This is a genomic window from Marinobacterium rhizophilum DSM 18822, from assembly GCF_000378045.1.
Taxonomy (GTDB): domain Bacteria; phylum Pseudomonadota; class Gammaproteobacteria; order Pseudomonadales; family Balneatricaceae; genus Marinobacterium_A; species Marinobacterium_A rhizophilum.
Genome location: NZ_KB899101.1, coordinates 103,023 through 126,150 on the forward strand (window position 1 = coordinate 103,023; position 23,128 = coordinate 126,150).

At 58.9% G+C, this 23,128-nt stretch carries 23 protein-coding genes and 1 pseudogene; 8 read left to right on the forward strand and 16 right to left on the reverse strand.

Annotation, left to right across the window (positions count from 1 at the left end; genetic code table 11):
• Positions 1-343 precede the first annotated feature (343 nt).
• Entirely contained in the window at positions 344-1,795 is a 1,452-nt protein-coding gene (cysG, locus tag F451_RS25650) for a siroheme synthase CysG (protein ID WP_051103945.1), read from the forward strand.
• A 41-nt stretch (positions 1,796-1,836) separates the two neighbouring features.
• Here the strand turns inward: cysG and F451_RS0114690 are convergent, their stop codons facing one another.
• Positions 1,837-2,814: a TDT family transporter gene (locus F451_RS0114690; protein ID WP_020682146.1), complete on the reverse strand. Its 978-nt coding sequence runs from the start codon at positions 2,812-2,814 to the stop codon at positions 1,837-1,839.
• Positions 2,815-2,913: 99 nt separating this feature from the next.
• Here F451_RS0114690 and F451_RS0114695 point away from each other — a divergent pair, with 99 nt between their 5' ends.
• The 3 genes from F451_RS0114695 to F451_RS0114705 all read left to right on the forward strand — a co-directional run bounded on the left by F451_RS0114695 (position 2,914) and on the right by F451_RS0114705 (position 5,573).
• Positions 2,914-3,831, forward strand: a complete 918-nt coding sequence (locus tag F451_RS0114695) for a LysR family transcriptional regulator (protein WP_020682147.1) — start codon at positions 2,914-2,916, stop codon at positions 3,829-3,831.
• Between the two features lie 137 nt (positions 3,832-3,968).
• Entirely contained in the window at positions 3,969-4,586 is a 618-nt protein-coding gene (locus F451_RS0114700) for a response regulator (RefSeq protein ID WP_020682148.1), read from the forward strand.
• A gap of 117 nt (positions 4,587-4,703) precedes the next feature.
• Positions 4,704-5,573, forward strand: coding sequence for a hypothetical protein (locus F451_RS0114705; RefSeq protein ID WP_020682149.1), 870 nt, complete (start codon positions 4,704-4,706; stop codon positions 5,571-5,573).
• Between the two features lie 139 nt (positions 5,574-5,712).
• Here the strand turns inward: F451_RS0114705 and F451_RS0114710 are convergent, their stop codons facing one another.
• From F451_RS0114710 to F451_RS27795, 6 genes are all read right to left on the reverse strand, one after another.
• Positions 5,713-6,780, reverse strand: a complete 1,068-nt coding sequence (locus F451_RS0114710; protein WP_020682150.1) for a diguanylate cyclase — start codon at positions 6,778-6,780, stop codon at positions 5,713-5,715.
• Between the two features lie 96 nt (positions 6,781-6,876).
• Positions 6,877-7,695 (reverse strand): ABC transporter permease subunit, encoded by an 819-nt coding sequence (locus tag F451_RS0114715; RefSeq protein ID WP_020682151.1) that lies wholly within the window; start codon positions 7,693-7,695, stop codon positions 6,877-6,879.
• A complete protein-coding gene (locus F451_RS0114720; RefSeq protein WP_020682152.1) occupies positions 7,692-8,603 on the reverse strand; it encodes an ABC transporter permease subunit in 912 nt (303 codons plus the stop codon). Before F451_RS0114720 ends, F451_RS0114715 begins: the two co-directional genes overlap by 4 nt.
• Positions 8,600-9,736 carry an ABC transporter ATP-binding protein gene (locus tag F451_RS0114725; RefSeq protein ID WP_020682153.1) on the reverse strand — a complete coding sequence of 379 codons (1,137 nt, stop codon included), beginning with the start codon at positions 9,734-9,736 and terminating at the stop codon, positions 8,600-8,602. Before F451_RS0114725 ends, F451_RS0114720 begins: the two co-directional genes overlap by 4 nt.
• A gap of 68 nt (positions 9,737-9,804) precedes the next feature.
• On the reverse strand, positions 9,805-10,908 hold the full coding sequence (locus F451_RS0114730; RefSeq protein ID WP_026291785.1) for a polyamine ABC transporter substrate-binding protein: 1,104 nt from the start codon (positions 10,906-10,908) through the stop codon (positions 9,805-9,807).
• Positions 10,909-10,959: 51 nt separating this feature from the next.
• A complete protein-coding gene (locus tag F451_RS27795) occupies positions 10,960-11,124 on the reverse strand; it encodes a hypothetical protein (protein ID WP_156826500.1) in 165 nt (54 codons plus the stop codon).
• A 425-nt stretch (positions 11,125-11,549) separates the two neighbouring features.
• Here F451_RS27795 and F451_RS0114735 point away from each other — a divergent pair.
• Positions 11,550-11,756: pseudogene (locus F451_RS0114735) on the forward strand (transposase); the annotation flags it as partial.
• 346 nt (positions 11,757-12,102) lie between these two features.
• On the opposite strand, the gene F451_RS0114740 reads toward F451_RS0114735, so the two are convergent.
• Positions 12,103-12,939, reverse strand: coding sequence for a LysR family transcriptional regulator (locus F451_RS0114740; RefSeq protein ID WP_026291786.1), 837 nt, complete (start codon positions 12,937-12,939; stop codon positions 12,103-12,105).
• 248 nt (positions 12,940-13,187) lie between these two features.
• Between F451_RS0114740 and amaB the strand changes: the two genes are divergently transcribed.
• The 3 genes from amaB (at position 13,188) to F451_RS25655 (ending at position 17,176) form a co-directional block, all read left to right on the forward strand.
• Positions 13,188-14,732: an L-piperidine-6-carboxylate dehydrogenase gene (gene amaB, locus F451_RS0114745; protein ID WP_020682157.1), complete on the forward strand. Its 1,545-nt coding sequence runs from the start codon at positions 13,188-13,190 to the stop codon at positions 14,730-14,732.
• 459 nt (positions 14,733-15,191) lie between these two features.
• Positions 15,192-15,647 (forward strand): EVE domain-containing protein, encoded by a 456-nt coding sequence (locus tag F451_RS0114750; protein ID WP_026291787.1) that lies wholly within the window; start codon positions 15,192-15,194, stop codon positions 15,645-15,647.
• Positions 15,648-15,787: 140 nt separating this feature from the next.
• Positions 15,788-17,176, forward strand: a complete 1,389-nt coding sequence (locus F451_RS25655; protein ID WP_020682159.1) for a diguanylate cyclase domain-containing protein — start codon at positions 15,788-15,790, stop codon at positions 17,174-17,176.
• Between the two features lie 115 nt (positions 17,177-17,291).
• Here F451_RS25655 and F451_RS0114760 read toward each other — a convergent pair whose 3' ends face one another.
• The 8 genes from F451_RS0114760 to F451_RS0114795 form a co-directional block, all read right to left on the reverse strand.
• Complete coding sequence (locus tag F451_RS0114760) at positions 17,292-17,600, reverse strand: chaperone modulator CbpM (RefSeq protein ID WP_020682160.1); 309 nt, start codon at positions 17,598-17,600, stop codon at positions 17,292-17,294.
• Positions 17,597-18,565: a curved DNA-binding protein gene (gene cbpA, locus F451_RS0114765; RefSeq protein ID WP_240476490.1), complete on the reverse strand. Its 969-nt coding sequence runs from the start codon at positions 18,563-18,565 to the stop codon at positions 17,597-17,599. The genes F451_RS0114760 and cbpA overlap by 4 nt, the downstream gene beginning before the upstream one ends.
• A 106-nt stretch (positions 18,566-18,671) precedes the next feature.
• Positions 18,672-19,601 carry a 2-hydroxyacid dehydrogenase gene (locus F451_RS0114770; RefSeq protein WP_020682162.1) on the reverse strand — a complete coding sequence of 310 codons (930 nt, stop codon included), beginning with the start codon at positions 19,599-19,601 and terminating at the stop codon, positions 18,672-18,674.
• A 57-nt stretch (positions 19,602-19,658) separates the two neighbouring features.
• A complete protein-coding gene (locus tag F451_RS0114775; RefSeq protein ID WP_020682163.1) occupies positions 19,659-20,771 on the reverse strand; it encodes a Glu/Leu/Phe/Val family dehydrogenase in 1,113 nt (370 codons plus the stop codon).
• Positions 20,772-20,944: 173 nt separating this feature from the next.
• Positions 20,945-21,973: a lipid A deacylase LpxR family protein gene (locus tag F451_RS0114780; protein WP_240476491.1), complete on the reverse strand. Its 1,029-nt coding sequence runs from the start codon at positions 21,971-21,973 to the stop codon at positions 20,945-20,947.
• Positions 21,974-21,982: 9 nt separating this feature from the next.
• A complete protein-coding gene (locus F451_RS25660) occupies positions 21,983-22,474 on the reverse strand; it encodes a disulfide bond formation protein B (protein ID WP_156826501.1) in 492 nt (163 codons plus the stop codon).
• Positions 22,475-22,538: 64 nt separating this feature from the next.
• Positions 22,539-22,880: a YdbL family probable chaperone protein gene (locus tag F451_RS0114790; protein WP_020682166.1), complete on the reverse strand. Its 342-nt coding sequence runs from the start codon at positions 22,878-22,880 to the stop codon at positions 22,539-22,541.
• Positions 22,881-22,890: 10 nt separating this feature from the next.
• A complete protein-coding gene (locus F451_RS0114795) occupies positions 22,891-23,091 on the reverse strand; it encodes a YnbE family lipoprotein (RefSeq protein WP_040879891.1) in 201 nt (66 codons plus the stop codon).
• Between the last annotated feature and the right edge of the window lie 37 nt (positions 23,092-23,128).

A 23,128-nucleotide genomic window follows, 5' to 3' on the forward strand; every position in this document is an offset into this window, starting at 1 on the left:
TTGTCCCGCGAGGCCCCTGGGCTGGGGGCTCGGCTTTGGCAGCGATCTTGCTAGAAGATGTATCAGTGCGTGCGCTGGGTGCTGCGAGAATTGAGATACACTAAAAGTATTAACAGGATGGGTTAATCGCGCCCGCAGGGATGTGTCATCATTGGCAACAGGCTCACTGCGAGTCCTTGATAAAAAAGGGGTTTCGCAAATTTTGGTCGAGTTTGAAGGGGCGCCGCTCACGCGCAACCTTCTGTATGTAACAAACCGCTTATCGCATACACAACAATCAAACAGGCACTAGCGTCTATTTGATTGCGAGAATAATAGTTATCAGGCAGCAGGAGTTCGGATCGTGGAGTACCTTCCTCTTTTTTTCCGCCTTAAGGATCAACCGGTATTGCTGGTTGGCGGGGGCCAGATTGCCATGCGCAAGGCCAAGCTGCTGTTGCGGGCCGGTGCGCGCCTGACGGTTGTCGCGCGTGAAATCTGTGCGCCGCTGGCACAGATGACCGAGGCGCAGGGCGGACAGCTGGTTATCGGCGAATACCATACGGCCCTGCTGGATGGTTGCGTACTGGTGGTGGCAGCGACGGACGACGAAACGCTGCATCAGAACATACATTACGATGCTGTGCAGCGCCGGTTGCCGGTCAACGTGGTGGATTGCCCATCGCTCTGTACCTTTGTCTTTCCGGCCATCGTTGACCGCTCGCCCATTGTTATAGGAATTTCGTCGGGTGGTGCATCGCCGGTCCTGGCGCGCATGCTGCGGGCCCGGCTCGAGACACTGATCCCCAATGGCTACAGTCAGCTGGGTGCACTGGCCGGCCGCTTTCGTGATCAGGTCAAGGCGCGTTTTAGCGGCGTGAATCAGCGGCGCAAATTCTGGGAGTCGACGCTGCAGGGGCAGGTGGCCGAACAGGCGTTTGCCGGGCGCATGGATGTAGCGGAAAAACTGCTGCAATCAAAGCTCGATGAGGGCGATCCCACGCACCAGATCGGCGAGGTCTATCTGGTGGGTGCAGGTCCTGGCGATCCGGAACTGCTGACTTTCAAGGCGCTGCGCCTGATGCAGCAGGCCGACGTGGTGCTCTATGATGCGCTGGTATCCGAAGCGGTGCTGGACTTGTGTCGGCGTGATGCGGACATGGTCTATGTGGGCAAACAGCGCGATAACCATGCCGTACCCCAGGAGGGGATTAACGAGCTGCTGGTGCAATACGCCCTGGAGGGCAAGCGAGTCTGCCGGCTCAAGGGTGGGGACCCGTTCATTTTCGGCCGTGGCGCCGAGGAACTGCAGTCTCTCAAGCCCCATAACATTCCATTCCAGGTGGTGCCGGGTATTACCGCGGCCAGCGCCTGTGCTACTTATGCGGGCATACCGCTGACCCATCGTCATGTGGCGCAATCGGTGAAATTTGTTACCGGTCAGCTGAAAAACCGAACCACGGATCTGAATTTCGCCGAGCTGGTACACCCCAATCAGACCATCGTCTTTTACATGGGACTGCATACGCTGGGTGAGCTGGCTACCAAGCTGATTGCCCACGGCAAGCCTGCGGGCACGCCAGCGGCCATCGTTTCAAAGGGTACCTCGGCGCAGCAGCAGGTTCTTACGGGGACGCTGGAAAACATCGCCCAGCTGCAGCAGCAGGCCAAGTTGCCGGCGCCGGCGCTGGTGATTGTCGGCGAGGTGGTCAACATGCACGAAAGCCTGTCCTGGTTTGGTGACGATCTTGTGGCAGACGGCAATCACAGCCTGATGAAGGTCCATCATGGCGTTGTGGATACACCGAAGGGCTAGCGGCTCCAGGCCTGTGGGAGTTATTCGCGGCCAGACTGAAATCAGTCGGTGCCCGCCGGCCTGGTCTGTGCATATTTGAACACCGTTGCGCACTGCAACAACAGACGTCCCGTTACATACAGCACCATCAGGCTGGCACAACCGAGTTGGACTGTTGCCAGCCAATCTATCTGACCCACCACATCGGGCGGTGCGCCCAGTGCCTGCAATACATCCGTAAGCTGCAGCATGGCCAGTGCACTGATCACCACCGGGAACGCGAAGGCCGCGTGGGTCGCGCTGAACGGCAGTCGCAGCAGTTGAAAAAATGCCATGTAGATGATCAGCGTCATCAGCTGGGCCACGGTACCCAGTACGGCAAGCAGCAGAATGGACGGCTCATCAATGATGCTGATGTAGCCCGCCAGGCACAGATTGGCGGGCGCGGCGAGTATCGCAAGGATGGGGCGGGCCGCCCGTGGCAGGCGCTTGGCGAAGATAAGCCGGTACAGCATTAGCGGCAGCAGCAGGCAGTAACTGGTCAACCCAAACCACATCAGGTGGCGGGCCAGGTCAATGGCGTGTGGCGGACAGGTGAGGGCCGCGCTGACGATGCCTACCGGGGGGACAAACCAGCTTGGCGCCATATGGTGCAGCTCGAACTTGCGGATGCGGTGCAGGGCGAACAGCAGCAAAAAGGTCAGGTGCAATGCCACGGCCAGGAGCCAGATCGCGCCGGCCACTGCAGGGGTTATCGAGTACAGCGCGTCGCTGATAACCATGCATGCCATGCTGAATGTCGGCACGACGCCGCCAATGACCGGGTGCGCCAGATCGCGCCATAGCAGCAGCGGATTAAATACAAACTTGCACAGAACGGCCAGCAGCAGGCCGCTTGCCAGTGCGGCGCCCGCCAGCTGTGCCTGTCCCTGATGCGGGCTGTAGAGCTCCCAGCTGGCACCCAGTGCCGCAATGCCCAGTGCAAGGCCGGCCAGCGGCGTAGGGACCTGGCGAATGGCAAGTCTGAATGCGTGCAACATGAATCTGGCCTCAAAGACGCGGAGGTAAAGGTTGAAACATGTTAATTATTTACTACTTTAAATGATATCTAAGGATCTTTTACGCAGTGTTAAGTAAAATTGAACATTCAGGCGATTACCATCAAGCAGTTGCGGGTGTTTGCCAGCGTAGCCCGTCATGGCGGTCTGGGGGTTGCGGGGGAAGAGCTGTTTCTGACGCGCGCGGCTGTGTCCATGGCGTTGCAGGAGCTTGAGCGGCATTTGGGCCAGGTGCTGTTTGACCGGGTGCGTAACCGCCTCAGGCTGAACGCGGCCGGAGAGCGTCTGGTGCCGCTGGCAAATGAGCTGATTGAGCGTGTCGGTGCCATCGGGGAGTTGTTCAGCCCCGCAGGTGGTTTTGGTGGCCAGCTACGCATCGGTGCCAGTAACACCATCGGCAACAATCTGCTGCCGGGGCTGCTGGCGGAATTTATGGCCCGGGGTGACCGCCAGCGACCGGTCGTCACGATCAGCAGTACCGCCAGGCTGCTTGAACAGTTGGAGCGGTTTGAGCTGGACCTGGTGTTCATCGAAGGCCCGGTCGATGCCGGGCACTTTGTGGTGTCGCCCTGGGGCGAGGACGAGATGCATGTGGTGGCGGCGCCGGACAATCCCCTGGCTGATGGCCGCACGCACAGCCTGCGGGAGCTGGATGCGCAGTGCTGGGTGCTGCGTGAGGCGGCATCCGGTACGCGGCAACAGTTTGAACGGCTGTTGCTGCCGCAGCTTCGCAGCTGGCACCTTGCGCTGGAAATGAATGCCAATGAGGGTATCAACAACAGTGTGGCGGCGGGCTTTGGGCTGGGATTTATGTCGCGGCTGGCGACCCGCAGCTTGTGTCGCAGTGGTCAGTTGCGCGAAATCCGGCTCGACCAGGCCTTTACTCGTCAGCTGAGCCTGGTGTGTCACCCGGACAAGTATCGAAGCCCGCTGCTGGAGCGTTTTTTGTCATTTAGTCATGCCTGGCAGCATCGGCGTCAGGAAAAGGGGGGCGGCTGAGGCTATTACCCCGAGTAAGGTGAACCTAAAGCCGCGTTGAGTACCCCCTGTGCGAGAAGAGATTTTGCGAGACCAAACGCAGGATACTAAAAGGGTGTAGAATGCCGTCGACAAGGACTAATTAGCAAATAGAGCCCATGAAATTCAGACCGGATGATATTTGTACCAGCCGCAAAGCGGCTGAAATGCTGGGCGTGTCTGCCCGTACCGTTCAATTGTGGGCGGATGCTGAGATTATTGAAAGCTGGAAAACCGCCGGTGGACATCGTCGCTTCAGTCTCGATCAGGTGAAAAAGCTGGTGCGGGAGTTGCAGGAGGGCAAGGCGCCTGTTCTGTCCGATGCGAACGCCAACACAGTCGCGCAGCAGAACACGCCTGTGCGGGTGCTGGTTATCGATGATGAAAAGGTGCTGTTGCGGCTCTACGAGCTGACGCTTAAAAGCTGGCAGCTGCCGCTGGAACTGCATCTGTCCGATAATGGCTATACCGGCTTGCTGAGCGTGGGTCAGGTCGAGCCACAGCTGCTCGTACTTGACCTGAACCTGCCCAATATTGATGGCTTCAGTATTATTGCAGCGCTTAAGCACAGCGGATTGCTCGAACGTATGGAGTTGCTGGTCATTTCGGCGCTTGAGCCCATCGAAGTGCTGTCACGCATGCCGGTCGGGGTGGAGTGTCAGGTGCTGCCCAAGCCAATTCCCTTCGATGAGATAAAGCTGCGCATCGAACAGATACTGGAGCGCCAGTCCCGCTGAGAAGGGACTGATAGCCCGCTTGCAAGACTGAGTCTGTGAGCGGGTCAGTGTTGTTGCGCCATAGATTCGGAAAATGTAGTAAAATCCGGGCTTCTGATTTTTCCGGATTGTTGCCTGATGCGATTGCAGTTCTTTCAGCGCCTGCTTGATCAGCTCAACAGCAGGGTCGTCATTATTAATCAGGCTGGCACCCTGTTGCTGGTCAGTGAACTGGCCCGGCGCCAGTTTGCACTCAGGCCGGGTGCGCAGGTTGATGTACTGCATCGCGAAGGCGATCGCGTCATGATACGCCAGCCGTTAACCCAGCAGCTCCATTCTGCGCTTGCAATCCGCTGGCTGAGGTTCGAATTTCTGCTGTTTCAGTCTCAACCGGATCCGGCCGTGGTTGAAGCCCCGGACACGCCAATGTCCATACCCCAGCACGCGTTAATCGAATTCTGCTCCAGCCCGGCGGTTCAGGCGCGCCTTGAGCCGCAGGAGATGCAGCGATTGCAGCGCCTGCTGGCCAGCGAAACGCAGCCTGAACCGGGTGAATTGCTCATCGCGGCAGGTCTTGAGGGCCGGATGTTGAATCCGGTTGCCTTGATTGAGCGGGCATTCGGCCCGGCGCTGGAGGGCGTTGATGAACTCTTCCTGCAGGCCCCCAGTACCCTGGGAAGTGTCTATGGTGATGAGTACCTGCTGGTGTCGGCGTTGCGTGCGTTGGTGGTGGAGCTGGTGGGACAGCATCGCAGCAGCCGCTTGCTGGTGCGTCTGCATCAGATTGACGCGGAGCTGCTGATTACGGTTCAGGATATCGGTGAATTGAAATTACCACGCATGATCCGTCTCGGTACGGATGACGTCTGGACGGAGCCATTGATGCATAGCCCTGATGCCTGCGCCGTGATCGAACGGCACGGCGGTCACTTGCGCATGCGCGGGGATGTGGCCCAGGGGCGTGTAACCTTCAGTTTTCCCGTGGCCGTGAAAAATGTCTTTAATTAAGCCTTTGCAGGGCTTGTCAGCCTAGGCGGCCAGGGGCTGTTGACGTTCGCCAATGCGTCCTGTTTTTCTGCAAAACATCTCGGCAAATGAAGCGAACGTCGCTGAGAAGGGCGCCCTTTGCACGTTCGCTCAAGCCGTATCAGGCCTTGGCGGTCTGCTGCGGCCCGTGCTGCTGGGAAAAGCAAACCGCACAGTTGCGTCCCTGGCGCTTGGCTTCATAAAGTGCCAGGTCGGCCTGCAGGATCCAGTCAGAGTACTTCCGGCTATTGGTATCAAGCTCGGCAATCCCCAGGCTGATGGTCGCCGGGCTTTGTGACTGCAGGTAAGTGAATACTTGCTGTCGCGCCTTCTCGGCCCGTGAGAAGGCCTCGGTGGTACTGCAGTTCGTCAGCAGGATGCCGAATTCATCGCCACCATAGCGACCGATGCAGGCGTCCTGTGGGAAGTGCTCCTTGAGCAGGCGTGCCACCTGACGAATAACATCATCCCCGGCTCCGTGTCCAAAGCGGTCGTTAACCTGCTTGAAATAATCGATATCCAGCATGATCAGGTTGTATGCATCGGGATTGTCCTGGCCGCGGTCAAAGGCCTCGGCGACACGTTGCTCCCAGTGCTGTCGGTTGAACAGCCCGGACAAGCCGTCGGTGCGGCTGACCATTTCGAGCTGCTTGCGCTGTTCATTGGCAGACAGGGCGAAACGGTAGGCGCTGTAGCCTATCAGCAACGGATAGAACAGAAGCGCCGGTATGCTGGCCAGCAGGGTGATCAGAGAGGACTGCAGCTGGACGGGAATACTCGTCATCAGCCAGGTGAGCGCCGCCGTCAGTGTATAGATCAGCATTCCGATCAGGCAGCGGCGTTTCCCCCCCAGCGACAGGAGCACCATGCCCAGCATGGAACAGCTCAGGACGGCAGGCAGCAGGTTAAAGCCCATCATAACGGCCCAAAAGCCACATTGGGCGGCATCCAGGTGCTGATTGTATTGTTCGGTTTGATAGGGGTTTTTGCTTCTGTATGCCCACCAATAGGCTATGTGCGGCCATATCAGACCGCTGAACACAATCATTGCCCAACGGAAAGGCCCGGCGTCCTGTTCGTATAGAACGGAAGCAACGCTTATAGTGGCAAGGGCGAAGCCAATACTACGCGAGGGGTAGATGCGTTTGACGAGCTGCCGGGCACGCTTGTACTGAGTCTCGTTCATCATCCTTAATGCTTTCCTGTGGGCGCGAGGGTCCGCAGGAAAGTATAACCCCAATTAATGGATGGGTACTGTCCGTCGTGCCGAATTGCTGCGATGAAATCAGCCCGTCTCTTTGGCGCTGATTTTTTCCTGCCTGTAGAGCAGCACACCGGCAATGGCGACGGCGATTCCGACCACGACCACGATCAGGGTCGCCAGTGCATTGATCTGAGGGCTGACGCCAAGACGCACACTGGAATACACCACCATGGGCAGGGTTGTTGCACCGGGGCCGGATACGAAACTGGCGATGACCAGATCGTCCATCGACAGCGTAAAGGCCAGCAGCCAGCCCGCCGCCAGCGCCGGGGCAATGATGGGTAAGGTGATGGCGAAAAATACCTTCAGCGGTCGTGCCCCCAGGTCCAGGGCGGCCTCTTCCAGCGAGGCGTCCATATGGGCCAGGCGGCTGCGTACCACCACCGTGACATAGGCCATCGAAAAGGTAATGTGCGCCAGGGTGATCGTGCTCTGGCCTCGGCCGGCAGGCCAGCCAATCATCGTTTCCATGGCGACAAACAGCAGCAGCAGTGACAATCCGATAATGACATCGGGCAGCACCATGGGCGCCGTCACCATCACCTCCAGGCTCGCACGACCGCGAAAGCGCCGGTAACGCACCAGCGCCAGTGCCGCCAGAGTGCCCAGTATTACGGCGGCGCTGGCATTGATGGCGGCTATCTTGATGCTGAGCCAGGCGGCACCGAGAATCTGTTCGTTGTGCAGCAGTTCGCTGTACCACTTGGTGCTGAAGCCCCCCCAGACGGTAACGAGGCGGCTTTCATTGAACGAATACACCATCAGGCTGAGGATGGGACCATACAGAAAGGCATAGCCGAACAGCAGAACCGTCAGCAGCAGTGGAGAGCGCTTCGTCATGGCGAGGACTCCAGGTTACGCTGTTCGTAATGACGCAGCAGCATGAACGGAATAATCAGTACCACCAGCAGCACGGCAGCCAGCGCCGACGCCAGTGGCCAGTCCTTGTTGCTGAAGAACTCTGTCCACATCAGTTTGCCCAGCATCAGGGTATCGGGGCCGCCGAGCAGGTCCGGAATCACGAACTCGCCCATCACCGGAATAAATACCAGCATGGCGCCGGCCAGTACGCCGGGCAGGGACAGCGGTAGCGTAATGCGCAGGAACTGTTTCCAGGGCCTGCAGCCGAGATCCGCGGCGGCTTCGAGCAGGGTCAGATCCAGCCGGATCAGGGTGGCGTAGAGCGGCAGGACCATGAAGGGCAGGTAGCTGTAAACGATGCCAATATAAACGGCCACCGGCGTATGCAGCATTTCCAGCGGGCTGTCGATAACGCCGAGTCCCGTCAGCAGCTGATTGATCAGCCCGTTGTTTTTCAGAATGCCGATCCAGGCATACACCCGTATCAGGAACGAGGTCCAGAAGGGCAGGATGATCAGCATCATCAGTGGCAGGCGCCAGTGACGCGGCGCCCGTGCGATGGCGTAGGCCATGGGATAGCCCAGCAGCAGCGTCAGCAGGGTCGAGATGGTCGCAATCTGCAGCGAGCTGAGCAGGGCCTTGAGGTACAGACTGTCGTCCAGCAATAGCTGATAGTTGCCCAGGTTGATCGCGAGCACCAGTACACCGTCGGTGAACTCGCGCAGCAGATCGAGATAAGGCGGTTGTGCCAGTACCGATTCCGACAGGCTGAGCTTGAGCACGAACAAAAAGGGCAGCGCAAAGAACAGGCCGAGCCAAAGCCAGGGCAAGCCGATAATCAGGCGTCGACCCGTAAGACGGGGTTGGTGAGTGGCGGGGCGGCTCATTCGGTCAGTACCGTGCAGCTGTCGGGCTGCCAACCGAGCACGACGTCCTGTTCCCAGTTCAGTGGCTGCTCCGCCAGAGCCTGTACATTGGACTGGGTGAACTGCACCCGCTTGCCGCTGGGCAATTCGGCGTGGTAGATCGAGACGCCGCCGAGGTAGGCGATGTCCTTGATGCGACCCCGAAGCTGGTTGGGGCTCTGTTCATTGGGCTGCAGCAGGCGTACCTTTTCCGGCCGCACGGCCAGTGTCAGGGTCATGCCGGGCAGCATTTTCTCGCTGCAATGCGCGTGCAGCTCGGTGCCTGTGGCGTCGCAGGCGAGGGTGAGCTCGTTACCGGTTTGCTGCAGTACCTGCGCCTCGAACAGGTTGATCGAGCCGATAAAGGACGCGGCATAGCGGCTGGCAGGGAACTCGTACAGGCGCCTCGGCGCATCCAGCTGCTCGATGCGGCCTTCACGCATCAGGGCGATGCGCGATGACATGGTCATGGCTTCCTCCTGATCGTGGGTTACCACGATAAAGGTCGTGCCCAGGCGCTCCTGAATATTGACCAGTTCAAACTGGGTCTTCTCCCGCAGCTTTTTATCCAGTGCACCGAGCGGTTCGTCCAGCAACAGAATGCGGGGGTGCCGGGCCAGCGCGCGGGCCAGAGCGACGCGCTGGCGCTGCCCGCCGGAAAGCTGGTGTGGTTTTCGACGGGCGAGCGGACTGATCTGCACCAGTTCCATCATTTCGCTTACCCGCGCGTTACGCAGGCTGCGGGTCATGGGCGCCTGTTTCAGACCAAAGGCAATGTTGTCCGCAACGCTCATGTGGGGGAACAGCGCATAGGACTGAAACATCATGTTGATCGGCCGTTCGTAGGGCGGCACGCGCGTCATGTCCTCGCCATCGATCAGGATGCGACCGCGATCCGGGGCTTCAAAGCCGGCCAGCATGCGCAGCAGGGTGGTTTTGCCACAGCCGGAGGGACCCAGCAGTGAAAAGAACTCCCCCTGGTGAATGTCCAGACTGATATTGTTGATCGCCGCGGTGCTGCCGAACGACTTGCTGATGTCTTCAAAGCGTACTGACGGCGTCTGGTATGCGGTGTGTGCTGTGTCGAGCGCGGGCTTGCTTGGGGTTTGTGTCATTGCCGAGGGTCATGTTCCTGAATCAGAAATGCCCCCGAGGGGGCATTGGAAGGTGCGTTTTTGAGGGCTTACTGGCCGGTTTTGATCCGGGTCCAGAGGCGGTTGATTGCCTTGGTTTCCCGGTTCGTTGGCGTCTTGAGCGTAATGAAGCGCTCGCGCGTCGCCTGGGGCGGGTAGATGCCGGGATCCTGGCGTACAGCCTCATCCACCAGTTCAGTCGCCGCCGCATTGGCGTTGGCATAGGCTACGTAGTTGCTGATCGGAGCGATGACATCGGGGCGCAGTATGAAATCGATAAAGCGGTGTGCCGCGTCGCTATTGGGCGCATCGGCCGGAATCGCCATCACATCGGTCCAGACCACGGCGCCTTCGCGCGGCACCAGGTAGGCGATCTCGACGCCATTGCCGGCCTCCTCTGCGCGCGCCTTGGCCTGCAGCACGTCGCCACTGTAGCCATGGGCAACACAGGTATCGCCGTTGGCCAGGTCATTGATGTACTGAGAACTGTGGTAGTAGCGGATATTCGGGCGCACGGCGTTCAGCACGGCGGCGGCTTCATCCAATGCGGCGCTGCTGTAGTCGTTCGGGGCCTGGCCGATATAGGCCCGGGCCGCGACCAGCACTTCGGTGGGGTCATCCATCAGCGAGATGCCGCAACTGGCCAGCTTTGCCGTGACGGTGGGATCAAACACCAGGCTCCAGCTGTCCAGCGCAGTCTCGGCGCCCAGCAGTTCGCGTACTTTGGTCAGGTTGATACCAATGCCTGTGGTGCCCCACATGTAGGGTGCCAGGTGGGCGTTATCGGGGTCGATATCGGCCAGGGAGGCCAGTATCACCGGATCCAGGTTGGCATAATTGCTCAGCTTGGTCTTGTCCAGTGGCTGAAAAATGCCGGCCTTTATCTGACGGTCGGCGAAAGGACGCGCCGTGGGAAAGACCAGATCGTAGCCGCTGTGACCTGCCAGCAGTTTGGCTTCAAGCACCTCGTTGGAGTCGTATACATCGTAAAGCACCTTGATACCCGACTCCTGCTGGAAACGCTCGATGGTATCCTCGGCGATATAGTCGGACCAGTTGTAGATGTGCAGTTCTTCCTGCGCCGAAGCCTGCAGCGAAGCCCCGAACAACAGGCTGGCGATAAATGTCTTGAACATCCAAGGTCTGCTTTTCATCTAATCGGCTCCCCGATTACAAATTAAGAATGGCTGCCGAAACGGCTGCAGTCAGCACTGGCGACGGGTGTTTAAAAGCGCCCACTTTGACAGCCGAATATGACCAATCCGCACTCGAAAAAGCAATGTTTTTTCTGCATTCAGAGTGGTTTTTTGCGACGTACTCGGCGTGAAGGCCGCCGGCTTTCCCGGCAGCAGGGCTTCTTGCATCAGCATGGGGCAACCCGCTGTGCAACGGTTCATAGTGCACCAAGATGGCCGGGTCGCCTTGTGCTCCGGTTGAGTGTTGCATGACCCGAAGGCGGGCCCGGATCACGCGGCGAACGGCGTGTGCTCGATCATGAGGGGAGTGGAGATCCTGAGATGGCAGCAACCATGTTCAGGGAATAACCCTGGCAGGCAAACAGGCAGGGAGCCTGTTTGCCGGTCATATTATTATCCCGTCGGGTTAATAACCTGGCCTGTAAATAGGTTCATTTATGTCTTTATTCGGGGATTAGGCGCCTATCACTGTGCTGCCATCGGTGGATGTATCGCCGTTTGTAGAAGCTATGAAGGGTCGCCCCCACGACTAAGGAAGCAGTGATCAAGTCCCCGCCATGAGGCAATAGCGGTCATCAACTGCATCAAGGGAGGCTCGGATGGATCAACAGCTCACATTCGCCGACAGTGAGTTCAGCAACAAGCGTCGCCAGACGCGAAAGGAAGTGTTCCTCGGCCGGATGGAGAGGCTGATCTCTTGGGCGCGATTGGAAGCGGTAATCGAGCCGCATTATCCGAAGCCTGGTAATGGGCGCCGGCCCTATCCGCTGGCGACCATGCTCCGGATTCACTGCATGCATATATGGACCTTCCCCTGTATTGCAAGAAAATGATCGATCGGAGTCAAGTGGTGTTCGTCGGTATGTAGCATGCTTGAGTACCTCGGTCCTGGGCGTAAATCGGGTGGAGGTTGCCGGGGCAGGTTAGAGGCATCGGGGGACGTCGGGAAATATTTGTTTTTGAGGGGGGTATAGGAAATAAAGATGGTGCTGAGGGGATGCCACCTCAATGGATCGTCACCGATCACCCAAGGCGAATTCACACAACCCGTACATTCACGCACTTGCGCCGAGTTTTTTGGCTAAAGGGAATGTGGGGTGACGGACAAAGAGGCAGGGAACCTGTGTGTCCGTCAGGTTGATAGCAGGCCCGCTAGCCGAAGCGCTGCTGGCCCTGCCGAATGGCCTGTAGCAATTCCGATGACAGTGGCTTTTGCTTGTCGTAGGCAAAGCCCACGACCCGCTCAAGTTCTATGTTGGCCACTTTACGTACCACGATGTCGGTACGATGACCTGTCGAGTGGCTGGGCACAACCGATACACCGAGGCCCGCGGCGACCAGGTCCAGGGCATATTCTTCGGTTCTGACGGTGGCCTTTACATCCAGTTGAAGCCCGCGCTCGGCGATGGCGAAGTGCCAGGCATCATCAATATCGCAGGGTTTGCGGCTGATAAAGGCGAGCCCATCCAGGGCTTCCAGCGGTATCTGGTCCATCAGGCTGAGCGGGTGGTTTGGGGGCATGGCCAGTACATACTGGTCGACCCACAGTTTATGGAAGGCTTCATCCTGGGTGCGCTGTGTGCTGGAAATGATGCGGGCATCCGAGGGCTCGTTCAGGTCGACGACCGTGAGATCCAGCCCCTCAACCAGGTTCAGCAGCTCCTTGATGATAGAGCTGACCCGCACACCCGACAGGAAGGGCATCAGTGCCAGGCGCAGCGGTATGCTGGGCGCGGATTCATGAAAGAGATGTTTTATTTCATCGATATCGGCGAGCACCTTGCAGGCGCGGGGGTACAGTGTTTTTCCATCCGGCGTGGGCGTAACCCCCTTCGAGTGACGCAGGAACAGCTGGCAGTCCAGATCTGTCTCCAGCTGATGTACCGCAACGGAGATAGACGGCTGTGCGACAAAACAGCGTTTGGAGGCGGCGCTGAAGCTCAGCTCTTCGTAGACAGCAACGAAGTATCTCAAAGATCTAAAGTACATAACGCCCTCCCCGTGTGTAGAGGCATCGCAACAACATCTTTCCTGACCGCCGCAGGCGCGGCTGGCTTTAGTTTCACTGTCATGCGCTGACAGATCAGCGGAGTTTCGCTCAAGATATTCATTATGGCGATCGCGATACCTATAGGGCGTTCCTATATGGTATCTAGAAAAACGGTATTTTACCTGTATAGATCCTGCCCCTACCATCAGCCTCAAGTATTTCGATTATCACCAACGAGGTCCTGAACATGAACCTGCATTATCTTGAGAAACTCGGTGTCGATGCCTTCCGTACAGGAAGTGTTTACAACAGTGTGATCGGCGGTGAGTTCAATCAGGCCGGCACGGGCGAGCAGTTTGCCGCACGCAGCCCGATCGATGGCGCCCAGACCGCGCTGTTCCAGAACGCGTCTGTTGAGCAGCTGAATGCCGCAGTCGAGCAGGCCGAGGCTGCCTTTAAGGCGTGGCGTACCGTGCCTGCACCCAAGCGCGGCGAATTCGTGCGCATCATCGGTAACCTGGCGCGCGAGTACAAGGAAGAACTGGCCCAGGTCGTGACCCTGGAATCCGGCAAGATTCTTCCTGAAGCCCTTGGGGAAGTGCAGGAATGGATCGACGTCTGCGACTTTGCGGTCGGTATGTCCCGCCAGCTGCACGGTCTGACCATTGTCAGCGAGCGTCCGGGCCATCGCATGATGGAACAGTGGCAGCCGCTGGGTCCGGTGGCCGTGATCTCGGCATTTAACTTTCCGATGGCCGTATGGGCCTGGAATGCCATGCTGGGTCTGGTGTGCGGCGACTCCATCGTCTGGAAGCCGTCCGAGAAAACCCCGCTTTGCGCGCTTGCCATTCAGGCGATCGTGGACAAAGCGCTGGAACTGATGCCCGAAGTACCCAAAGGCGTCTGCAGCTTGATCGTGGGTGGTCGCGATGTTGGACAGGCGATCAGTGAAGATCGTCGTTTCCCGCTGGTATCCGCGACCGGCTCCACCGCCATGGGGCGCAGTGTTGGTGAGACTGTCGGTAAGCGCCTGGGACGCTCCCTGCTTGAGCTGGGTGGCAACAACGCCATGATCGTGTCCGAAACTGCCGATCTGGACCTGGCGCTGCGCGCTATCGTCTTTGCCGCAGTGGGTACCGCCGGACAGCGCTGCACCACTTTGCGCCGCCTGATTGCGCAGGAGAGCATCGTCGACAACCTGATTGAACGTCTGCCCAAGTCCTATTCTTCCCTGCGCATTGGCGATCCGCGCAATGACGGCGTGCTGATTGGTCCGCTGGTGGATCAGGGCAGCTTCGAGCGTATGCAGAGTACCCTCAAGACGGCGGTTGAGCAGGGTGGCGAGATTGTTTATGGCGGTGAGCGCCTGACCGACAATGTACCGGCTGGCGGTTTCTATGTTAATCCGGCGATCGTGCGCATCGCCCACGATGCCCCCATCGTCCAGGAAGAGACCTTTGCTCCCATCCTGTATGTGATGACATACGAGACCATCGAACAGGCGCTGGATATTCAGAACAACGTGCCCCAGGGACTGTCGTCGGCAATCTTTACCGAGAGCATGCGCGAAGCTGAGTTCTTCATGTCGCCGGCAGGCTCCGACTGCGGTATTGCCAACGTCAACATCGGCACCTCCGGCGCCGAAATCGGTGGCGCCTTCGGTGGCGAGAAAGAGACCGGCGGTGGTCGTGAGTCGGGCTCTGATGCCTGGAGAAACTATATGCGTCGTACCACCAATACCATCAACTACGGCGGCGATCTTCCGCTGGCGCAGGGTATTGTGTTCGAGTAAGCAGCACGTTGATTAGCCGCGGGTTAACAGGTGATACAGGGATGCGCCGGTTTTGCCGCGCATCCAATGGGTAACCTGCACATGCAGATTCGTGGGTCTGTTGTGTGGGTGTGACGGGCAACGGGGCAGAGATGCCCCTTTGTTCGACAGGTACAAATGCCGATATGGCGACATATCGGCATACGGCTGTTTCTTTAGGGTCAGGGATTGCGAATGTGACAAGTCTTGGAACTTTTTACGCGCAATCCCTGACCTTTTTTTATACGCCTTTTTTGAACAGAGGCGTGGTGAATATCTGCACGCAGGCTTTTCACCGCCGCCCGGGCCGTTCCTGGCCTGTATCAGGGGCTTTGCCGAATTGGTATGGATCATCAGGGGCAAGGTCGTACTTCATTTCGGCCGGTGGCCAGCGGCTACGGTATACTTGCCCCCGGCGCAAAGCATGAGGAGGTGACCGAGATGCAGTACTGGCTGTTCAAGACCGAACCGGATGTGTTCGGCATTGATGACCTGGCCCGGGCACCTGACCAGACGGCGCGGTGGGATGAAATACGCAATTATCAGGCGCGCAACTCTCTGCGTGATGATGTCCGTGTCGGCGATCAGGTGTTTATTTACCACAGTAGCTGCAAGCAGGTGGGCATCGCGGGCGTGGCCGAGGTGGTACGCGCTGCTTACCCGGACCCCAGCCAGTTTGATCCCGCCCATGCCCAGTTCGATGTCAGGGCAGCGCCAGGTATGCCGCGCTGGTTCTGTGTGGATGTTCGCCTGCGAGAACGCTTCACTCAGGTCATTCCCCTGCGGTTGCTAAAGACCAATCCTGCACTGGCCGATATGACGCTGTTGCGCCAGGGGCGGCTTTCAGTGCAGCCGGTCAGCGCTGCACACTGGCAGGCTGTACAGGATATGCGCTAATTACTGAATTTTCCGAATAACATTCCGACTCGGACTGGGTATACTTTATTGGAAAGCCCCTGTCCGGGCAGTGACAGGGGCTTTCGCTGTCTGCACTTTCGTGCCGGGCGCAACCTTTCAGGCAGAGGGCATCCGTACACATGTTTATTCGCACACTCAGGCAAGCATACGGTGGGCTGCTGCTGCCTTATTTCGGAGTACTGCTGGTGCTGGTCAGTGGCATACTGGGAACCGAGTATGTGGCGGAGCAGGCGGGCGAACGTGACCGTGAGTCGGTGCAGCTGGAAACCCAGGTAAAGCTGTCCGGGCTGCGGGCCTGGCTTGAAAGTGAAATCAATTCGGTGCTCTACCTGACCCGCGGCATGTCAGCTTATATAGTGGCGCGTCCGAATGCGACGCCGGCGGAGCTGGCCGTGGTGGCACCCTATATCGTGCGCGGCAGCGACCATATCCGTAACATCGGCCTGGCACCGGGCAACATTATCCGTTATGTGTATCCTCTTGCGGGTAATGAGGCGGCGCTCGGGCTTGATTACACCCAGGACCCGGTACAGTGGTCAAACATTCGGCGCGCGATTGAGCACGGCGACATGGTGGTGAGCGGGCCGCTGAAACTCGTTCAGGGGGGAAGCGGCCTGATCGCGCGCAGCCCGATTTTTGTGGATGAGGGCAAGGGCAGTCGTTACTGGGGGCTGGTGTCCACGGTTATCGACATGGATTCGCTGCTCGCTGCTGCGGGGCTGAATGACAACCCCAGCGGCATTGCGCTGCGCGGTACCGATGGCCTGGGCCCCCGTGGCGGGCAGTTTTTCGGCCCGGCCGGGGTATTTCAGAACCCGGATGCACTGAAACAACCGGTTACCTTTCGCCACAGTCAATGGGAAATCGGAGTCGTGCCTGATTACAGTACGGTTGGTCAATCCAGCATGCGGGCAAGAGGGCTGCTGTACGGCTTGCTGCTGGCCATCCTGGCGCTGTTGCTGCAATTGATCCGGGTGTTTCACCATGCCCGCCAGCAGGCCACCATCGATGCGCTTACCGGGCTGCCAAATCGACGCATTCTGCTTGAACGGGCTAATCAGCTGATTGCCCAGAGCAAGCGTGCCAAAACTGGTTTTGCTCTCTGTTATGTCGATCTGAATGGCTTTAAGCCGGTGAATGACCGCTATGGGCATCATGCCGGTGACCTGGTGCTGCAGGAGGTCGCGGCCCGTTTGCGGCGGGTGTTGCGGGTAGTGGATACGGTGGCACGTACCGGGGGCGATGAGTTTGTACTGCTGTTACCGGGCATTGAGTCGGCCGATAGCGTGGACGCGGTGCTGCAAAAACTCTCTGCCGCACTGCGGGTGCCGGTGCGCTACAAGGGGCAGAATATCGTGGTCGGCGCCAGTATGGGCTGGGCGCTGTTTGCCCGTGACGCCGATAATCTGGACGCGCTGATGGCACTGGCGGACAGCCGGATGTATGAAATGAAAGAAAATTTCAGGGCGATCGCGCGCAGTGCTCAGGTGGGTACAACCGTGCAATAGGGCGGGAGGATGTCCGATATCGGCTTGCGCTGGACGCCGGCGACTCAGCCCGGGCTGACGGCGCTTTTTCGAGGGCATTGTCTCGACTGCTTTGCCAGCGCTTTTCAACCGCCTGTTAGGTCTTGATAAACCGTCCCAGGCGTTGCCTGAGAATGCGGTTCTCATCTCTGAGTTGCTCCAGTTCGTCCAGAAGCTCTAGCGCCAGTGCAATACCGCACCAGTCGATTTCCAGGTCCCGGTGCAGGCGTACTGCCCGCCGGGCAGTGAATATCATCTGAAGTTCGAAGCGCCACTCACCGGCGGTATCTTCGTGCGGGTTAAGAATGCCTTCCTCAATCATCAGAAGCAGTGTGTCGCCCGCCACGCCGGAGGCCAGGATGAACTCGTCCAGGCTCATTTCGATTGCTTTGGGGCTTGAGGTCATCGCTTGCTCCATTCGGCTCTGGGATCAAAGGGAACCGACTCGGCCAGTTGCTGCCATTGTTGGCGACTTTTTTCATTCCCGCCGTGCGGCATCACGACTTTTAATACCGCATAAAGATCGCCCTTGTGTCCCTTGCTGACCAGCCCCTTGCCCTTGATGCGCAGACGCTGGCCGGTCTGGCTGTTGGCGGGAATGGTCAGGTGTATTCTGCCGGTCAGTGTCGGTACCTCGACCCTGGCGCCCAGTGCGGCTTCCCAGGGGGCCAGTGGCACCGTGATAATCAGGTTGTGCCCCTCAACATCGAACAGCGGGTGGGGAACAAGACGGATACGCAGAAAAAGATCGCCGGCGGGCCCGCCCCCGATTCCCTGGGACCCCTGACCCTTGAGGCGAATGCGCTCGCCATCGCTGACGCCGGCCGGAATTTTGACGTTTAGCTTCTTCTTGCGCCGGGTCAGCTGACCATGGGCGTCGGGCTCGGTCACTTCAAAGGAGACGGGTATGGACTCTTCCGAGAGCGTGTCCTCAAGGAAGATCGGCAGGTCCAGTTCAATGTCCCGGCCACGTCGCTTAAAGTTGCGCTCTGTAGCGCCGTGCGGCTGCCCGCTACCGAATATCGATTCAAAAAAATCGGAGAAGCCGCCCCCAAAATCAGCATGGCCGCTGTCGCCAAACACTGTCGATGATTGCCACTCTGGCGGTGGCTCGAATGCCTTGCCATGACGACCATAGCGCCTTAGCTCGTCGTATTCTGCCCGTTTCTGGGCATCTTTGAGCACTTCATAGGCTTCGGCGACCTCCTTGAACTGCGCTTCGGCATCGGATTCGCTGCTGACATCGGGATGATACTTGCGCGCAAGCTTGCGGTAGGCGCTCTTGATCGCTGCCTTGTCGGCATCCGCAGCGACGCCGAGAATCTTGTAATAGTCTTTAAACTCCATAGCAATGCCGCCTCGACGGGTCATTATCGATCCCTATGGAAACACTGTAGTCGATTCGTTCCGGGCAGGCGGACGCTTTAATAGGAATTTTCCGGGCTGATGTGCAGTAGTCCGGGCTTCGGGCGGCGTGTCAGTATCCCAGTGTGCTGTCGACGCGCGGGACGAAGAGTCCCTGCTCCAGTGACTGGATATCGGCGGTGATTTGCTCCAGGGCGTCTTTGATCAGCGTCGGTGCTGCGATGTGTGGCGTGATGATCACATTCTGACGTGCCCACAGAGGATGGTTCGCGGGCAAGGGTTCTGTGTGAAACACATCCAGCAGGGCCCCGCGCAGCCGCCCGAGTGCCAGGGCGTCATTCAGTGCATCGGGATCCACCGTTGTGCCGCGCCCGGCGTTGATCAGCACGGCATCGTGGCGCAGTTGTGCCAGGCGGTCGGCGTTGAGCAGGTGGAACGTTTGCGCAGTGGCGGGGAGCAGGTTGACCACCACATCGCAGCGTCCCAGAAAGTCGTCTAGGTAGTCTAACCCCGAGTACGTATCCACACCCTCAATGCATTTCGGGCCGCGACTCCAGCCCTGGACGCGGTAACCCAGCTGACTGAAGCGTTGCGCGATCGTCTGCCCCAGGGCGCCGAGCCCGAGTATACCGATGCAGCGCACGTTGGGGGCGGTGCTCGGGTGTGGCTGCCAGAGCTGCTGCTGTTGCTGTTGCCGGTAGCGATCGAAGTTACGGCCAAAATGCAGCACGCCGTACAGGATATAGTCGAACATCCAGGGGTCCATGCCGGCATTGCGCAACTTGATGATGGGCACCTCGCTGGGGCGGCCGGGCAGGCGTAACAGGGCATCCACGCCAGCACCCAGATTGAAAATGGCCTTGAGGCTGTTCTGTGTGGCAAAGAGCTCAACCGGCGGGTGCCACAGCAGGGCATAGTCGGCCTGCCAGCTTTCTTCCAGCTGCTCTGACCACAGCTGAGTATCGCTGTCCGGCAGTGCGCTTCGAATGGCCGTCAGCCAGCTTTCGGTGTCGAGGCCTTTCGCGTAAAAGAGAATATTCATTGGGCAGATTCCTTATGCGTCCCGCCATGGACGGGACCATACAGGGGAACGTCTCGTTCAGAACAGAGACCAGCGCTTGAGGCTCATTGCCTTGCGTATGCGTGCTTCGCCGAGCGACTCGGCGGCTTGGCGGGGCGTCACCTGGTTGCGATGCGCTTCATCGAGTACGGCGCGGGTATTGCTGCGTATTCGGTCCTCGATCGCCCGAAAGGCGACGGACTGGCCGAGATGGCGATATTCCATTGCCGCGCAGATCACGCCGCCGGCATTGGCGATGATATCCGGCAGGTTGATAATGCCCCTGGCATGCAGACGTGTTTCGGCAGCGCGGGTAATCGGGATATTGGCCCCCTGGGCGACCAGGCGGGTGTGCAGGCGATCCACATTGGATTCATCCAGGATGTCGGGGCGTGCAGCGGGAATCCAGATATCGCATTCAATATCAATAATGGCTGACGGGTCCTGTACTCGACCGCTGCCATAGTCGCTGACCGGGTGCCCGCTGGCTTTGAGAGATCGCAGGCGCTCGATATCCAGCCCGGCCGAATCGCTCAGGGTGGATCTGGAGTCGCTCACGGCAATGACCCGGGCGCCGCGCTTGGCCAGGTAATGTGCGACGTGGCTTCCGACTGCGCCGAAGCCCTGAATCGCGACACGCACGCCGTTCATGCTCAGCTTGCAGTCGGGCAGTGCCACCTCAATGGCATGGCAGAGTCCCCAGCCCGTGGCGCCGATCTGGTCCAGCGGAATGCCACCCAGTTCCGAGGGCAGCCCAACGGCACGGCCAACTTCATCCTGTACCCAGGCCATGCAGGCTTCGTTAGTGCCCATGTCGGGGCCGAAAATATAATCGTGGTTATCACGCAGGGCGCAGGCAAAGGCTCGAATCAGTTGCTCCTTGTCGGCCGCAGGCATCTTCGGATCGCCGATCAGTACGGACTTTGCACCGCCATGGGACAGGCCCGCGAGGGCATTCTTCAGCGTCATGGCGCGGGCCAGGCGGACACACTCGCGGGTATTGACGTCGGGTGACATGCGCAGGCCACCAATGGCGGGCCCCGCCGCGACATTGTCGATGACGAGAATACCTTCCAGGCCGATGCCAGGTTCCCTGACTTGGATAATCCGGGTCGGCCCCAGAGAATCGTTCCGATCAAAGTCTGCAGTCATGATTGTTCCGCCGTTTTTAACCGCTCTAAGTAAAGCAGCTTTTGGCACCTTGCGTTGCCCAATGACGGTGCAGCTCACTGCATGGCGATGAATTCAATGCGGTGCCGGAAGGTCGGCATGGCGAGCTGCGCCAGGGCAGATAGCAGCATTCGGGTTTCCAGCCGACAGACACCTCAGTAGTTATACGATACCGCCAGGGATCCGTAGCTGTGGCCCTGGGATTGACCATCGAACTCGCGGCTGCGATGAACGCGAGCAAACGACATTTTCCAGCGATCGAAAATGGTGGAAACGCCGATGGCTGCTTCGCCGACCAATGGCTTCTTGTCGACTGAATGGCTGTCGCGCCAGGTGTTGCCGTCCAGAAAAATGTCCTGCAGTACCCAGCGGCCGTCCAGGGAAATAAAGCCATGCAGGCCCCAGCTGCCATTGCGGCGCGGGTCCTTGCGTCCCGGCGCGCTGTTGTCACCGCCGGGGCGCAGCGCCGAGGTGCCGAAGTCATCGGGCAGGTGCCAGCCGGCGCGAAGCTCGGCGCCGAGGTTGGCATAGGTGGCGATGTTGCCCAGACTGGCGCCGGCGTGCCAGATGAGATCTGCGCCAAACCCGGAAGGGTGGCTTTCGCTTCGGCTGCGCGTCTTGTGTTCGTACACCAGCTGCAGGCCAGGTTCATTGTTGATCTGGTTGTCCCAGCCCTGAAATTTATCAAAGCCGCGCAGCTCGTGGACAATGTCCTGCGCTTCCTGGCCTAATGCGGCCGGGCCCACGATCCCCAGGTTCAGTTCTACCGAGTTGAGCTGGTTGCGGGTCTTGGCGTGATACCCCACGCCACCATACAACCAGGCAGAATAGGGGCGATCATTGAGGTCAAGCGTGGTCCGGTCGATATCTTCGGGCGTGAAAATCTGCTGGCCCAGTGTCAGCACGATATTGCGCCGTACCTCGTCGATGTGCGATTCCGGTACTGGATACAGGGGTTCGAACCAGTCATTGACCCCCCGTACCCAGCTGGGCAGGCGCGGGTCATAGAGGAAATTGTCGATATCCGGAGAAACGGCCGAAAAGCGGACGCCGTTGGTGTAATTCTGGTCGGTCTGGGTGAACAGGTCGTTTTCCAGGTAAAAATTGTAGGTCCAGGGTGCATCGTCGGCCGCCTGCGCACAAAGCGGCAACAGGCAGGCAAGCAACAGGGCGTTCATTCGCATGAGGTCGGCTCAGTTAAAGTAGCTGCGGCGGCTCTTTCTGCGCAGTTGCTTCCATACCAGCACCAGCAGGGCGGCGTAGAGCAGCAACGTCAGCTGGGGTGCCTGCAGCCCAAGCAGGCTCCAGTCCGTGCCGCTGGCGCAGGTCTCGGTGCCGCGCAGGGCATGGGTAATGGACTGCAGTGCAGACAGCGGCTCTGGCGGGGTTTCGGCGGCGCAGTCCGGCTCGGCGGTCATGTTGAGCCAGACGTGTTTCACGCTGGTGGCCAGTCCTGCGACAAGCAACAGCAGGTTGAGCCCCGAGAGCAGGCGTTGCAGCCAGGGCCTGGGATTCAGAATCCAGCCAATGGCAAACAGCAGTGCGAGGCAGAGGAAGATGAGTCGGGTCAAGGTGCACAGGGGGCAGGATTCCAGCCCCAGTTCCTGTTGCAGGTAGAGCAGGGCAAAACACAACGCGCCCGCGCAGATGCTTAAACCGATAAAGTTACTCAGACGATATGACATGCCGGATGTGTCTGCCTTGGGAATCACGCGCAGTCCTTTCGTTGGAGTTTACGGGTCGCCCGGCTTACTTGCGTTGCCAGGCTCCCTTCTCGGTTTGGATATACTGCCCCGTGTCGGTCTTTTGCTGCAGGCGCTGGCCAATTCGAAGCTCGATGATCTGCAGGTCAACCCCCGCGCTTTTTGCACTCTGCTGGTAGGCCTGTTTGCGTTTTGCATTGATCTCGGCCACCAGCGCCTTGACGTCGCCGGACGGGTTACTGACCACAATACCAAGGTAGCCATTGCTGCGTTCGCCAACCAGGCCCTGACTTTTGGCATCATCCAGCGACAGCGCCCAGGCGGGGGCCGCCAGCAGACTGAGGGTAAGCGCGATCAATGACAGCAGTGATTTAAGCGTGTTCTTCATGGCATCGTCCTTAGAACAGGTTGCTGTTTTCTTCGAGCAGGGAATCGATCTCTTTATCAACCTTGACCAGAATTTCATGCTCGATCTTGACGTTCAGGTTGATGGTGATCGGCTCACTTGGTACGGCGACCTGCACGGTTGGCGTGCATGCCGAGGCCAGAACGCCAGCCATGAGCAGAGTTGCCCTGGGCAGTAATCGGTATGGGTGCATAGGTATCCTCCAGGGCTCGCGAATGCGTCACAGCGAG

What these genes read in the sequence shown, in the direction of transcription:
- F451_RS0114690 (WP_020682146.1), bottom strand. Translation starts at nt 2,814, where the DNA reads ATGTTGCACGCATTCAGACTTGCCATTCGCCAGGTCCCTACGCCGCTG.
- F451_RS0114700 (WP_020682148.1), top strand. Translation starts at nt 3,969, where the DNA reads ATGAAATTCAGACCGGATGATATTTGTACCAGCCGCAAAGCGGCTGAA.
- F451_RS0114705 (WP_020682149.1), top strand. Translation starts at nt 4,704, where the DNA reads ATGCGATTGCAGTTCTTTCAGCGCCTGCTTGATCAGCTCAACAGCAGG.
- F451_RS0114710 (WP_020682150.1), bottom strand. Translation starts at nt 6,780, where the DNA reads ATGATGAACGAGACTCAGTACAAGCGTGCCCGGCAGCTCGTCAAACGC.
- F451_RS0114715 (WP_020682151.1), bottom strand. Translation starts at nt 7,695, where the DNA reads ATGACGAAGCGCTCTCCACTGCTGCTGACGGTTCTGCTGTTCGGCTAT.
- F451_RS0114720 (WP_020682152.1), bottom strand. Translation starts at nt 8,603, where the DNA reads ATGAGCCGCCCCGCCACTCACCAACCCCGTCTTACGGGTCGACGCCTG.
- F451_RS0114725 (WP_020682153.1), bottom strand. Translation starts at nt 9,736, where the DNA reads ATGACACAAACCCCAAGCAAGCCCGCGCTCGACACAGCACACACCGCA.
- F451_RS0114730 (WP_026291785.1), bottom strand. Translation starts at nt 10,908, where the DNA reads ATGAAAAGCAGACCTTGGATGTTCAAGACATTTATCGCCAGCCTGTTG.
- F451_RS27795 (WP_156826500.1), bottom strand. Translation starts at nt 11,124, where the DNA reads ATGCTGATGCAAGAAGCCCTGCTGCCGGGAAAGCCGGCGGCCTTCACG.
- F451_RS0114740 (WP_026291786.1), bottom strand. Translation starts at nt 12,939, where the DNA reads ATGTACTTTAGATCTTTGAGATACTTCGTTGCTGTCTACGAAGAGCTG.
- amaB (WP_020682157.1), top strand. Translation starts at nt 13,188, where the DNA reads ATGAACCTGCATTATCTTGAGAAACTCGGTGTCGATGCCTTCCGTACA.
- F451_RS0114750 (WP_026291787.1), top strand. Translation starts at nt 15,192, where the DNA reads ATGCAGTACTGGCTGTTCAAGACCGAACCGGATGTGTTCGGCATTGAT.
- F451_RS25655 (WP_020682159.1), top strand. Translation starts at nt 15,788, where the DNA reads ATGTTTATTCGCACACTCAGGCAAGCATACGGTGGGCTGCTGCTGCCT.
- F451_RS0114760 (WP_020682160.1), bottom strand. Translation starts at nt 17,600, where the DNA reads ATGACCTCAAGCCCCAAAGCAATCGAAATGAGCCTGGACGAGTTCATC.
- cbpA (WP_240476490.1), bottom strand. Translation starts at nt 18,565, where the DNA reads ATGACCCGTCGAGGCGGCATTGCTATGGAGTTTAAAGACTATTACAAG.
- F451_RS0114770 (WP_020682162.1), bottom strand. Translation starts at nt 19,601, where the DNA reads ATGAATATTCTCTTTTACGCGAAAGGCCTCGACACCGAAAGCTGGCTG.
- F451_RS0114775 (WP_020682163.1), bottom strand. Translation starts at nt 20,771, where the DNA reads ATGACTGCAGACTTTGATCGGAACGATTCTCTGGGGCCGACCCGGATT.
- F451_RS0114780 (WP_240476491.1), bottom strand. Translation starts at nt 21,973, where the DNA reads ATGCGAATGAACGCCCTGTTGCTTGCCTGCCTGTTGCCGCTTTGTGCG.
- F451_RS25660 (WP_156826501.1), bottom strand. Translation starts at nt 22,474, where the DNA reads ATGTCATATCGTCTGAGTAACTTTATCGGTTTAAGCATCTGCGCGGGC.
- F451_RS0114790 (WP_020682166.1), bottom strand. Translation starts at nt 22,880, where the DNA reads ATGAAGAACACGCTTAAATCACTGCTGTCATTGATCGCGCTTACCCTC.
- F451_RS0114795 (WP_040879891.1), bottom strand. Translation starts at nt 23,091, where the DNA reads ATGCACCCATACCGATTACTGCCCAGGGCAACTCTGCTCATGGCTGGC.